At 34.9% G+C, this 12451-nt stretch carries 12 protein-coding genes; 11 read left to right on the top strand and 1 reads right to left on the bottom strand.

Features of this window, described 5'->3' with window-relative positions:
- The first annotated feature begins 64 nt into the window (after positions 1–64).
- The 10 genes from HN014_RS17315 to HN014_RS17270 all read left to right on the top strand — a co-directional run bounded on the left by HN014_RS17315 (position 65) and on the right by HN014_RS17270 (position 10235).
- Positions 65–577: a thioredoxin family protein gene (locus HN014_RS17315; RefSeq protein ID WP_176030106.1), complete on the top strand. Its 513-nt coding sequence runs from the start codon at positions 65–67 to the stop codon at positions 575–577.
- Between the two features lie 117 nt (positions 578–694).
- Positions 695–1684 (top strand): hypothetical protein, encoded by a 990-nt coding sequence (locus tag HN014_RS17310; protein WP_176030105.1) that lies wholly within the window; start codon positions 695–697, stop codon positions 1682–1684.
- A gap of 271 nt (positions 1685–1955) precedes the next feature.
- Positions 1956–4250: an aminotransferase class III-fold pyridoxal phosphate-dependent enzyme gene (locus HN014_RS17305; protein WP_176030104.1), complete on the top strand. Its 2295-nt coding sequence runs from the start codon at positions 1956–1958 to the stop codon at positions 4248–4250.
- 112 nt (positions 4251–4362) lie between these two features.
- Complete coding sequence (locus HN014_RS17300; RefSeq protein ID WP_176030103.1) at positions 4363–4899, top strand: cupin domain-containing protein; 537 nt, start codon at positions 4363–4365, stop codon at positions 4897–4899.
- Between the two features lie 129 nt (positions 4900–5028).
- Positions 5029–5694, top strand: coding sequence for a LysE family translocator (locus HN014_RS17295; protein ID WP_176030102.1), 666 nt, complete (start codon positions 5029–5031; stop codon positions 5692–5694).
- A gap of 62 nt (positions 5695–5756) precedes the next feature.
- The gene (locus HN014_RS17290) at positions 5757–6359 is read left to right on the top strand and encodes a Crp/Fnr family transcriptional regulator (RefSeq protein ID WP_176030101.1); all 603 of its coding nucleotides are present in this window, start codon (positions 5757–5759) and stop codon (positions 6357–6359) included.
- Positions 6360–6448: 89 nt separating this feature from the next.
- Positions 6449–6778: a helix-turn-helix transcriptional regulator gene (locus tag HN014_RS17285; RefSeq protein WP_176030100.1), complete on the top strand. Its 330-nt coding sequence runs from the start codon at positions 6449–6451 to the stop codon at positions 6776–6778.
- Positions 6771–7217: an SRPBCC domain-containing protein gene (locus tag HN014_RS17280; protein ID WP_176030099.1), complete on the top strand. Its 447-nt coding sequence runs from the start codon at positions 6771–6773 to the stop codon at positions 7215–7217. The genes HN014_RS17285 and HN014_RS17280 overlap by 8 nt, the downstream gene beginning before the upstream one ends.
- 131 nt (positions 7218–7348) lie before the next feature.
- The gene (locus tag HN014_RS17275; protein WP_176030098.1) at positions 7349–9646 is read left to right on the top strand and encodes a DNA topoisomerase 3; all 2298 of its coding nucleotides are present in this window, start codon (positions 7349–7351) and stop codon (positions 9644–9646) included.
- Between the two features lie 7 nt (positions 9647–9653).
- Positions 9654–10235, top strand: a complete 582-nt coding sequence (locus HN014_RS17270) for a pseudouridine synthase (RefSeq protein ID WP_176030097.1) — start codon at positions 9654–9656, stop codon at positions 10233–10235.
- On the opposite strand, the gene HN014_RS17265 is transcribed toward HN014_RS17270, so the two are convergent.
- Positions 10228–10620: a hypothetical protein gene (locus HN014_RS17265; protein ID WP_176030096.1), complete on the bottom strand. Its 393-nt coding sequence runs from the start codon at positions 10618–10620 to the stop codon at positions 10228–10230. The genes HN014_RS17270 and HN014_RS17265 overlap by 8 nt on opposite strands.
- Before the next feature lie 328 nt (positions 10621–10948).
- Here HN014_RS17265 and rlmD point away from each other — a divergent pair, with 328 nt between their 5' ends.
- Positions 10949–12400 (top strand): 23S rRNA (uracil(1939)-C(5))-methyltransferase RlmD, encoded by a 1452-nt coding sequence (rlmD, locus tag HN014_RS17260; protein ID WP_176030095.1) that lies wholly within the window; start codon positions 10949–10951, stop codon positions 12398–12400.
- Positions 12401–12451: the final 51 nt, after the last annotated feature.

Raw genomic sequence — 12451 nt, 5'->3', positions numbered from 1 at the left:
ATAGTCATATTTGTAATACCAAACATACAAACCATAATAATATATAACAGTTAAACCATATCTAATGAAAATAAAAGCTTTCCTTTTCTTCCTGCTAACGATTACTACTTTTCAGATTCACGCACAAGAACAAGCATCTGATATTCTCAACAATGCAATTGCAATTGCCAAAAAAGAAAACAAAAATGTTTTTGTTAAATTCAGTGCTTCCTGGTGTAGCTGGTGCAAAAAAATGGATTTGCAAATGAAAAGTGATATTTGTGCCCCCCTGCTTGACCCTCAATATACTTCGGTAACCTTAATCGTTAATGAATCTAAAAAAAATAAGCAGCTGGAAACCCCGGGAGCATTAGAAATTCTTAAAAAATATAAAGGAGAACGTGCAGGACTTCCTTTCTGGGTAATCATTGATCAGAATGGAAAATTGCTGGAAGATTCTTTTGATCCTACTGGTCAAAATTTAGGCTGCCCGGCGTCTAAAGAAGAAGTACGCCATTTTACGCAAATTCTAAAAAAGACATCTTCCTTAACTGATGCACAGTTAACTACTATTGCAAAAGTGTTTACTGCAAAATAGTAATGCTTTTCTTAAGGGTTGGAAGCTGTAGACTTTAGCATCGAAAACAAATAACTATTAATTGTTTACATTTATAGTAATAATTTAGAGAATTTCCCTTTCTAATGATGTCGTACTATGAGAGAAAACAACTTTGTTTTTGCAGACCTATCTACCTATGAAATAACCACTTCCATACAATTCTATTCTCATATTTTTGATTGGGAATATCAAGATTCCGGAGGCGATTATTTCATCGCTACCTATAACAACCAGGAAACAAGCGGACTATATGAAACTCCCAAAAAATTCAGGGAAATGAATATGCCCTCTTTCTGGATGTCTTACATAGAAGTAACCAATCTAGAAGAAACTGTACAAATAGCTAAAGAATCAGGAGGAATCATAGAATTAGTAGACCTAACTAACGAAATAGGAAAAATAGCTTTGATACGGGATCCGCTGGGAGCAGGATTTACTATCTATGAAGGAGATCAGTTAAACTCAAGAACTACCTCCCACCCCAATACACTGGTATGGAATGAGCTATTCATATCAGACCTCTCGAAAGTAATTCCTTTTTATGAGAAAATTTTTAACTGGAGGATTCTTCCTTCAAAAGAAGGTAGAGCTGTCATCACAAATTCGAAGAATGAAGAAATTGCAGCTATACAAGAAGCCCCTACTTCTCAAAAGGGAAAGTATGAATATTGGGGCGTTTTTTTTGCTGTAGAAAACATTGAAAAAACCAAAAAAAAAGTACTAGATAACGGAGGTCACTTACTATATGAAGGGTTTCATTTTACAGCACTTAGTGATTCTTTTGGGGCATTTTTTCAGATCGTTGCTATAACTTCAAAATCATCTCCTGTTGCCAAATCAAAAACAACCCTTTTTCCCTGGAAAGCTATTAGCGGAATCTTCCTTATTCTAGCCAGCATTCTTTTAGAATGGTATTGGGTATGGAGTTTGTTTTTTGTCTTGTGGATTGTTTTTGATATCCGATCCGGGAAAACACATTTATTCGAAACTGTTTCCAAAAAGGATACCCCTATTGTATACTGGTCAATAATACTACTCTGGGCAGGACTTAGTCTTATTGCTATATATTATCCATTAAAAAGATAAAACAACAGGCACAAAAAAACCTTGTTAGAAATATCAGCACTCCCCAAAATAATAACGCTATCGGAAAAGAGTTAAACTGATGTAATTAGAGGAATAGTAGCGAAAGAGGTATTAAGAAAATATATCGCTAATGCTTTCTTACCCTCGTTTTATACCAAAATACCTCATTAATCTATATCACTGCATTTTTAGTTTTTAATTAAAATAAATTGTGATATTTTGGAATACTTGCTAAATACTCTTTATTAAAAATAAAACACTACCTCATAAAATGTATAACTTACTACAGGAAGAATACGGATTACAAGAAATTACTATTGAAAAACTATGCGGTTATGACAATGCTAACTTTCTTGTTCAAACAGATACGACTTCTTTTATTTTTAAAACATATGTATTCTCTGAAGCCTTATTCGATTTGGTAAAAGCAGAAAATGAGGTGCTTCTTTTTCTAAAAGAGAACGGAAATAATAAGCAATACCCCACTCCTGTCTCTTTTAAAGATGGTTCATATATAAAAATTTTACAAATAGACGGGAACAAACAAATCTGTAGAATGCTCACCTACCTAGATGGTGTTTTTCTTGGAGATAGCACTCATACGAAACCACTATTAGCATCAATTGGAACTTTTCTTGCCAAAACAGATCTTTTATTACAAAACGTTACGAACTATACTATTAAATCACGACAGTGGCAATGGGATATCCAATACCTCCCACAGTTCAAACATTTTATAAAAGATATTCCAGACGCAACTAACAGAGCACTTGTTTCCTATTTCTTCCAGCAATTCGAAGCACATGTGACTCCGCAAATTCCAAAACTGAGAAAACAAATCATATATAATGATGCCAATGAATGGAATATGTTGACCAAAAACAACCAGGTTTCAGCGATTATTGACTTTGGAGATATTGCTTATTCTTTTTTGATTAATGAATTAGCTATTGCTATTACTTATGCTTGTTATGATAAAGACACCCCATTAGATAATGCAGTTATTATTCTCCAGTCTTACCATGACGTCATCCCTTTAGAAGAAAAAGAGATACAACTGCTATACTATCTCATTGCAGCGAGGTTATGCATGAGCGTATGTAATTCGGCTCAGGCCAAAAAGAATACTCCAGAAAATACTTACGCATTAGTCAGTGAGCAATATGCCTGGAAAATGCTACGTAAATGGGTACGCATTAATCCCATAGCAGCAGAAAACAGATTTAGAGAAGCGGCAGGGTTTTCTTCCTTGGAAGTCCCTCCTGTTACCCAAATAGTAAATAAAAGGCACCGATATATAAGTCCTATTGTATCTTTGAGTTATAAGCAACCGATTCATATGGCATCAGCAGCTTTTCAATATATGTATGATACCAGTGGGAATACCTATTTGGATGCTTATAATAATATCCCTCATGTAGGACATAGCCATCCCGTAGTGGTCAATGCGGGTCAGCAGCAAATGGCTACATTAAATACCAATACCCGTTATCTATATCACCAATTAGCAGATTATGCAGAAAAATTACTCGATAAATTCCCTCCTTCTTTAAACAAGGTATATTTTGTTAATTCAGGAAGTGCTGCCAGTGATTTAGCAATACGAATTGCTAAAATACATACTGGACAGGAAAAGATCATGGTATTAGAACACGGCTATCACGGTCATACACAAACAGCAACCGATATTAGTGATTATAAGTTCAACAACCCAAAAGGACAAGGGCAAAAAGAATATATTCTCAAAACAGGTATTCCTGATACGTATAGAGGAATCTATAAAAATGATGATGGAAGTGCTGGTATTCACTATGCAGAACACGCTATTGAGCTATTAAAAAACACGCATACTCCTATTGCCGCATTTATCAGTGAACCAATTAGCGGATGTGGGGGGCAAATACCACTAGCCAAGGGATATTTAAAAACACTATATCCCGAAATTCGAAAACAAGGAGGTATCTGTATCTGTGATGAGGTTCAAACAGGTTTTGGACGTCTGGGCGATTATTTTTGGGGATTCGAAGCACATGATGTAGTCCCGGATATGGTAGTGATTGGGAAACCAATAGCTAATGGACATCCAATGGGAGCTGTTATATGTACAGATGAGATTGCAAATTCTTTTGGGAAAGGAGTTGAGTTTTTTAGCTCCTTCGGAGGAAACCCTGTTTCCTGTGCGATCGCCCTATCTGTATTACAAGTTATCGAAGAAGAAAAATTACAGGAAAACGCTAAAATTGTCGGGAAGTATTACACTTCTCTTTTTAGAAAATTACAAGAAAAATACCGTTGTATAGGTGATGTTAGAGGAAGTGGTCTATTTCTGGGAATTGAAATTGTACATCCACAAAACCAGGAACCAGATACATTACTAGCAAATCACATAAAAAACCATCTTAGAAATCGACACATTTTAATCAGTACAGACGGACCTTATGACAATGTATTAAAAACCAAACCCCCATTGTGTTTTTCTAAAGAAAATGCAGCTGAAGTCGTAGAAAATATAGCGGAGATACTTCAGGCTTACTATAAAAATGTTAATAAAACCAATGCTTTCTAAAATGTATCCCAAAAACAACATAATTATCTTGTCTTTGCTGTTAATTCTTATAAGAAATTAATTACTTTAGCTATCTCATACTGAAATCATTACTCATTCTATACCTAACCCTATGAAGATGAACCCCCTGATGCTTTGTATACTGTTTTGCATTGCATATAGTTGCAAACAGGCACCAACTATAACGGAACCTCACAAAGAAAAACAAACTCCCATTCACGTATCCACTGATGAAGGAAAGAAATGGAATGTATTTGGAGTTCAAATAACAGGAAAAATCCTCAGTACCGATACCGAAGGAGAATATGCAGTAATTGTTACTGAAACACCTCCCCAAGGAGGGCCTCCTAAACATATTCATGCACATGAAGATGAATTATTTTATATTCTGACAGGTAAGTACACTTTTTTCTGCGGGGATAAAACAATATATGCACAAAAGGGAGATTTTATTCGATTACCCAAGGGAATTCCTCATAATTTTATCAATACTGATTCTATTACGGGGATTACCATGAATACCATTACTCCCGGAGGGTTTGAAAATTTCTTTGAACAAGTAGCTACCTTATCCAAAGGAGAAAAATTATCAAAGAAAACAATTGATTCTCTGGCTACTGAATACGGAGTGACTTTTGTTAAGAAATAAGTATTTCCCTTATTAAATTATACTATTGTTAGTGAGTGTTCTCTTTGATTCAATTGTATTTTAATAAAAGTTTCACATAAGAGACTCTCTAATCCCTTAAATTTACGGTTTTATAGACCTCTACCTGTTATGATACTACCCGATTTTGATCATATGCTATTATTTTTAGTAGCAGCTTCCATACTTATTTTAGTTCCTGGACCTTCAGTACTTTATATAATTGCCAAAAGTGTTGAACAAGGATATAAGGCAGGTATTGTATCTGTTTTGGGAATTGGAATCGGAAGTCTTCTTCATGTAATTGCTGCCGCAATCGGTATATCATCGATCGTAATGGCTTCTGCCACTGCCTTTTCTATTATTAAATACATAGGTGCAGCATACTTAATTTATTTGGGAATCAAAAAGTTTTTTGAAAAAGAACCATCAACTGCTATCCCTATAGAAGTAAAAAGCAAAAAATTAAAAACTATTTTCTATGAAGGCATTTTGGTAAATACTTTTAATCCTAAAACAGCTATATTTTTTCTTTCCTTCTTGCCTCAATTCATTTCAGTAGAAAAAGGAGGAAATGCCAGTCAAATTTTATTTCTTGGAATTCTATTCACTGTATATGCCATATTAAGTGATACAATTTATGTATTACTATCCGTAAAACTATCTGCTTGGATTTCTGGGTCAAAAAAATACTTAAAACGACAAAAAAATTTTATGGCTATCATCTATATCCTGTTAGGAATTATTACATTGACCATGGATCAGCAACATTCGAAACATACTCTTCCTACTAAGTAATCAGGGAAAATACTTTTGTTTATCTATCCTGTTTTCCTTTCTAAAAACATCTAAAAACGTTTATGGAATCTAAAAAAGCATATTATATCGATTGCTTGCGATCAAAATTCGAAACGTATACACCTATTTCACAATCATCCTGGGAATTGATGCTTCCAATTCTTAATTTTCAGGAAATCCAAAAAGGAGAAGACCTTCTACAAAATGGGCAAGTCGCTAGGTATATACATTTTATATGCAAAGGTGCATTACGAGCGTACATAACCGATTCTGAAGGGAATACCTATAACAAAAATATATTTCTGGAAAACGATTTTGCTGCCTCTACCGTTTCTTGCCTTCGCTCTAAGCCATCAAGTTTTACCCTAGAAGCACTAGAAGACTGCATTCTTATCAATATCGATTACAAAAAATACAAAAAACTCATCGAGGATACCATCGAATTTAAAAACTTCTATATCGCCTACTTAGAGAATAACTGGGTCATCGAAAAAGAGCAACGAGAAATTTCACTGGTCATGGATAATGCTACTGAAAGGTACTTAAAACTTCTCAAACAATATCCTAATATTGACCAAAGAATTCAGCAATTACACCTCGCTGCTCACCTGGGAATAACTCCTACGCAACTGAGCAGAATCAGAAAAGAACTAAAAACCAGCTAGATTACTAAAATGTAAACTTATACATTTCAAAAACATTTGCGTAACCAATCAGTTACATTTATATTTGTAACCAATTAGTTACCTAATATATGAGAAGAGATGTTTTTCAAGCAATATCCGATCCGGTAAGAAGGGATATTATACAATTACTTTCCAAACAACCTCTTAGTGTAAATGTTATAGCCGAAAATTTTATGATTAGTCGTCCGGCGATTTCAAAACATCTCAAGATTCTAAAAGAATGTGGCGTCATAACAATAAGTAAACAAGGCAGACAACAATTCTGTTATATTCAACCAAGAAGTTTACTACCTGCTTTTTTGTGGATCGAACAATACCAGCATATTTGGGAAGAAAGAATTGATTCTTTTGAAGATTATTTATTGAACTTACAACATAAAAAACAAAAAGATGAATAACAGCAACAAAACAATTACTATTAAAAGAACTTTTGATGCCCCTCTATCTCTTGTTTGGGAGGCATGGACTACAGCTGAACATATTGCACATTGGTGGGGTCCCAAAGGGATGAAAACAACTATTATTGAACATCATTTCGAAGAAGGCGGGACCTGGAAATATTCAATGATAATGCCAGATGGTAATGAATTCTTATCTGAAGGAACCTATTTGACCATTATTCCTTTTAAAAAAATAAAAACAACTGCTGATTTTAAACCCATGACAGAAGGAGTCCAAATAGAAATTTTATTTGAAGAATCAGGTGGTAAAACGGATTTTACATTTCATGTAATGCACCCTACAGAAGCTTATCGAATAGCTCAGGAGAAAATGGGTATTTACAATGGTTGGGGAAGCGTTTTCGACAGATTACAAGCTTATTTGATCACATTGTAATAAGCATCCTTATGATCAATCGTGTTAATCTGTCAAAAGATATTTGTTAGCGGATACAAACTATCTATTTTATCTTTTCTTATAATTTTTTAGAAATCCTTATTTTGCACCCTTAACCATAAAGGTTCTTCATGAAAGTTTGCATTGCAGAAAAGCCAAGTGTCGCCAGAGAAATAGCTTCCATTGTTGGAGCTACCACGAAACGTGATGGTTATTTTGAAGGCAATGGATATGCTGTAACATATACGTTTGGGCACTTATGTACTTTATATGAGCCGAATGACTATAAGGCGTATTGGAAAAGCTGGGATCTCAATAACCTCCCCATGCTACCAGAAAAGTTTAAAACAAAGGTGGTAAATGATGCCGGTATCAAAAAACAATTTGATATTGTAAAAAAACTATTTCAGCAAGCATCTGTAGTTATCAATTGTGGGGATGCCGGACAAGAAGGAGAATTAATACAACGCTGGGTCATTGACCAGGCTGCATACAAAGGAGAAGTACAACGATTATGGATCTCTTCACTTACCAGTGAAGCTATCAAAGAAGGATTTGAAAATCTAAAACCCGCTGAAGTATATAATAATCTATACTATGCTGGTTTCTCTAGAGCAATTGGGGATTGGTTATTAGGAATGAATGCTACCCGTTTATATACCGTAAAACATGGAGGCTATAAGCAGGTATTATCCATTGGTAGAGTACAAACCCCTACATTGGCAATGCTGGTATCACGCCATAAAGAAATTGAAAACTTTATACCAAAACCTTATTGGGAATTGCAAACCAAATACAGAGATACCTTATTTCATTGCGAAGAAGGTCGATTTTTAAACAAAAGTGAAGGAGAGTCTTTTGCCGCGATTGTAAAGCAAAGCGAATTTGAAATTGTTTCGATTACAAAAAAAAATGGGAAAGAATACGCCCCAAAACTATTTGATCTAACCGGCTTGCAAGTATATTGTAATACTAAATTTGGTTTTTCTGCTGATGAAACATTAAAAATCGTTCAAAAATTATACGAACAAAAATTAGTGACATACCCAAGGGTAGATACCACTTTTCTACCAAGTGACATTTACCCCAAAGTTCCAGGGATTTTAAAAAAGCTGACTAATTATCAATCTCTGACATTTCCATTACTAGACCAAAAAATCAAAAAATCCTCCCGGGTTTTTAACGATAAAAAAGTGACCGATCACCATGCTATTATTCCGACTGGAATACAATCCAAACTACAATATAATCAGCAACAGGTATACGATATTATTACCCGGCGTTTTATTGCTGTTTTTTATGACGAATGTTTAGTCGCAAATAGCACTGTAATTGGAAAAGCTGATTCTGTATCTTTTAAAACAACAGGAAAAGAAATTCTGGAAAAAGGATGGAGAGTAGTCTTTGAATCGCCCGAGTCGAAAGAAAAGAAAGAAAGCGGCGTCTTACCTGCCTTCGAAAAAGGAGAAAAAGGACCACATGAACCATCATTTCTCGAAAAAGAAACGAAACCTCCTAAAAACTATACTGAGGCAACTCTGCTTCGCGCGATGGAAACAGCAGGAAAACAAGTAGATGATGACGAAATGAGAGAACTGATGAAAGAAAATGGAATAGGAAGACCTTCTACCCGCGCTAATATTATCGAAACACTTTTTAAGAGAAAATACATCTCGAGAAAGAAGAAACTAATTATTCCTACGCTCACGGGAATACAGCTGATAGATACGATACAGAATAAATTACTCACATCTGCTGAACTGACTGGTCGTTGGGAAAAACAGCTAAAAGAAATTGAAAAAGGGACATTTCATGCCGGAAGTTTTATTAAAAATATGAAACAAATGGTTGACCAATTAGTCTATGAGGTACGTACAGAAAAAAAACGAGCAAATATATCTCATACGACAGAAGTTCCCCTTAAAAAGAAAAAATCTCCAACAAAGAAAACCTCTATAATAGGATATCAGTGCCCTTCATGTGCTTCTGGTAAACTACTAAAAGGAACCACTGCCTACGGATGTAGCAATTTCAAAAATGGCTGTACTTTTCTCTTACCATTTCAATTCAAAGAAAAAAAGATTTCAGAAAAACAATACCTTCGATTATTACAAAAAGGATGTACTGTGAATCTGAAAGGGTTTAAGGACAGTGCTGTCACCAAAGAAGGGCTTCTTCGATTTTCTGATAAATACGAACTTATATTTGAGGAGAAAAAGACAATTGCTCCCAAAGAAAGTACCCCCACCCCTATTCCATGCCCTAAATGTCATAAAGGGCATATCATAAAAGGAAAAAGTGCCTATGGATGTTCTGCATATCAAACAGGATGTAATTTTACATTTAGTTATCAGGAAATCAGAAAGGTTGCTGACGGTCGTCCGCTTAGTAAAGAACTCGTTTATCAAATCATTACGCAAAAGAAATAATCCAGTAATGAAACATCAACATTATATTTTATATAAACCGTATGGTTATTTAAGTCAGTTTATCTCTAATGATTCCAAACAACAACGAAAAAAATTCTTAGGGAGTTTATATGATTTTCCAAACGGAACAATGGCTATAGGACGATTGGATGAAAAATCAGAAGGTCTCTTGTTCCTTACTACTGATGGTTCTTTTAGCAATCATATCTGTAGTCATAAAATAGAAAAAGAATATTATGCGCAACTTAATGGGGTCATTACACAAGACGCTATTTCCGAATTAGAAAAAGGGGTTGAAATTGGTTTTAACGGAAAAAAGTACACCACCAATCCTTGTCGTGTCAAATTACTTCCTACTCCCCCAAGCCTACCGGACACCATCCAAAAAATAAGGGATGACAGACATGGACCTACCAGCTGGATTTCGATTACCCTACAAGAGGGGAAATTCAGACAGGTTAGAAAAATGACCTCTGCTGTAGGATATCCAACCTTACGCCTTGCCAGAGTTCGAATTGGTAAAATACGAATAGAAAAGATGACAGCTGGAGAAGTCATTCATTCTCCCTCGCTCCATGAAATTATTTAGAATGATGAATACTCTTTTTAGGCTTCATTGGGTTAGTCAACAAAATATGAACGAACAAAGCGCCTAATAACACATAAACCAAGCATAAAATAAGTACTAACCTACTGTGAATTTTAGTCATAAATACAGCTCGTATCATAGCTATAAGAGTAATAACCGGATGTAAGATATTAGCCCAGACCAACGGTTGATTATAATTACCTCCTATAGTATTCCCTTTAGACATCCAGTTCAAAACACCTAAAAACAAATATAAAGAGCCTGTTATATTGAGCATCATTATAGAGAGAGGACTCGCATTAAGATGCATATAAGAAGCAACATCAAATGAAAAAAAAGTAAGAATAAAACCAACCACTAAATAGAACAAAGCACTTAAAATCATAATAATTTTGGTTTTCAATGTCATGGTATCTCTGGGTATTAAATTACGCTTATAAACTTACTGTTATCGTATCACAATACTTTAACAAATTCATTAAAAGATTATTATAAAATATATAAAATATTGTTAGAAAACAAAAAGTTAGCAGGCAATAAGCAATTATCTTTACAAATAAGACAGTCTCTTTCTGGAAGAAAACAAAGCATATTAACACTTCAATCAGAGAGTAGCGGTTTTTTGAGTCAAAATAAAATCTCATTTTTTTTATGGATAAGAAAGAGAAGCTACTTTAATTTTTTAGTTTTGCCAGCGATAAAAACACACTATTATGCCAAGAAGAGAACGCAATAAATTTGTAAAAAGAGGCGAACATATTGAAATTCTAATCGAAGATTATGCTTTTGGAGGAAAAGGAATCGGTCGTATCCGATCTGAGGAAGGAGAATTTGTGGTTTTTGTCCCTAATACACTCCCCGGTCAATTGGTAAAAGCACAGGTAAAAAAGACCAGCAAACGATATGCAGAGTGTAAATTACTGGAAGTAGTAAAACATGCTGATACCGAGGTAGAAATGCCGTACCAATCTATCCCGGGTGCTCCCTATATAAAACTTCCTCTCGAGTTACAGCATCAATATAAAAAAGAAAGTACACTGGAGTTGTTTAAACGCATAGGAAAAGTAAGCGATATTGAAGAGAAATTTGATGAATTTATTGCTTCTCCCGGTGCTTTTCACTATCGAAATAAAATGGAGTATGGATTCTCTGCTATCCGATATGATCACGAATTAAAGACAGATGTAGATGAGTTTGCTCTTGGTTTCAAAAAAAGAGGAACCTGGTGGTGTGGAGAAAACCTTGACAAAGATTCTGGTCTATTTGATAAAGAAGTTGAAGATCACTTAAAAACCATTCGAGCGTTTTGTGAGGAAAGTGGTTTAGCTCCATGGCACGCTCCAAGAAAAGAAGGTTTTTTTAGATTCCTCGTTGTTAGAAAATCCTATCATACCAATCAACTGTTATTCAATCTGGTTACGACCTCTCCTGATATCCCTAAGTTTGACTTTGATGGATTCACTCAACTATTCAAAGAATTATTCGGAGAAAGACTTGCTGGAATATTACATACTATCAATGATGAAACCGGAGACAGAACACTAGCTACTACAGGATCCTCTCGCCTTCTATACGGAGAAGAAAAAATTATAGAGGAATTATTAGGTCTGCGTTTTGAAATCAGTATGAAAAGTTTTTTTCAGACGAACCCTGCTGCTGCCGAAAGGTTATATGAAAAAGTAGTTTCTTATGCTTTGGAACGAAAAGATACCATTGATGGAAAAATCGTAATGGATTTGTTCTGTGGTACCGGAACTATTGGACAGATTGTTGCATCCAGAAGTACTGATGCACAAATTATCGGAGTTGATATTGTTGCATCGGCTATAGAAGATGCTAAAAAGAACGCTAACAGAAATCAAATTAATGGTGTTCAGTTTTTTGCTGCCGATGTCGGTAAATTTTTGAACGAACATCCAGAGTATCAAGGAAAGATAGAAACAATTATTCTGGATCCTGCCAGAGCAGGAATTGCTCCAAAAACACTGAGGAAAGTAATTCGACTGGGAGCTGAACGTATGGTTTATGTCTCTTGTAATCCTGCTACGCAGGCAAGAGATACAGAGCAGCTTATCGAGGCGGGATATACATTAAAAAAAATTAGTCTGGTCGATCAATTCCCTCATACAGCACATATAGAAACGATTGCTTTATTTGAAAAATAATCTCTGTAAAATCCTATAAAAAAACCGGCATACGTATGCCGGTTTTTTTAT

The sequence above is a fragment of the Aquimarina sp. TRL1 genome, from assembly GCF_013365535.1.
In the GTDB taxonomy this organism is placed as follows: Bacteria; Bacteroidota; Bacteroidia; order Flavobacteriales; family Flavobacteriaceae; genus Aquimarina; species Aquimarina hainanensis.
The sequence above is the reverse complement of the archived record's forward strand: the minus strand, read 5'-3'. Positions and strand labels throughout refer to the sequence as shown.

Coding starts and splice junctions, on each gene's coding strand:
- HN014_RS17305 (WP_176030104.1), top strand. CDS start 1,956: ATGTATAACTTACTACAGGAAGAATACGGATTACAAGAAATTACTATT.
- rlmD (WP_176030095.1), top strand. CDS start 10,949: ATGCCAAGAAGAGAACGCAATAAATTTGTAAAAAGAGGCGAACATATT.
- HN014_RS17290 (WP_176030101.1), top strand. CDS start 5,757: ATGGAATCTAAAAAAGCATATTATATCGATTGCTTGCGATCAAAATTC.
- HN014_RS17285 (WP_176030100.1), top strand. CDS start 6,449: ATGAGAAGAGATGTTTTTCAAGCAATATCCGATCCGGTAAGAAGGGAT.
- HN014_RS17295 (WP_176030102.1), top strand. CDS start 5,029: ATGATACTACCCGATTTTGATCATATGCTATTATTTTTAGTAGCAGCT.
- HN014_RS17270 (WP_176030097.1), top strand. CDS start 9,654: ATGAAACATCAACATTATATTTTATATAAACCGTATGGTTATTTAAGT.
- HN014_RS17300 (WP_176030103.1), top strand. CDS start 4,363: ATGAAGATGAACCCCCTGATGCTTTGTATACTGTTTTGCATTGCATAT.
- HN014_RS17310 (WP_176030105.1), top strand. CDS start 695: ATGAGAGAAAACAACTTTGTTTTTGCAGACCTATCTACCTATGAAATA.
- HN014_RS17265 (WP_176030096.1), bottom strand. CDS start 10,620: ATGATTTTAAGTGCTTTGTTCTATTTAGTGGTTGGTTTTATTCTTACT.
- HN014_RS17315 (WP_176030106.1), top strand. CDS start 65: ATGAAAATAAAAGCTTTCCTTTTCTTCCTGCTAACGATTACTACTTTT.
- HN014_RS17275 (WP_176030098.1), top strand. CDS start 7,349: ATGAAAGTTTGCATTGCAGAAAAGCCAAGTGTCGCCAGAGAAATAGCT.
- HN014_RS17280 (WP_176030099.1), top strand. CDS start 6,771: ATGAATAACAGCAACAAAACAATTACTATTAAAAGAACTTTTGATGCC.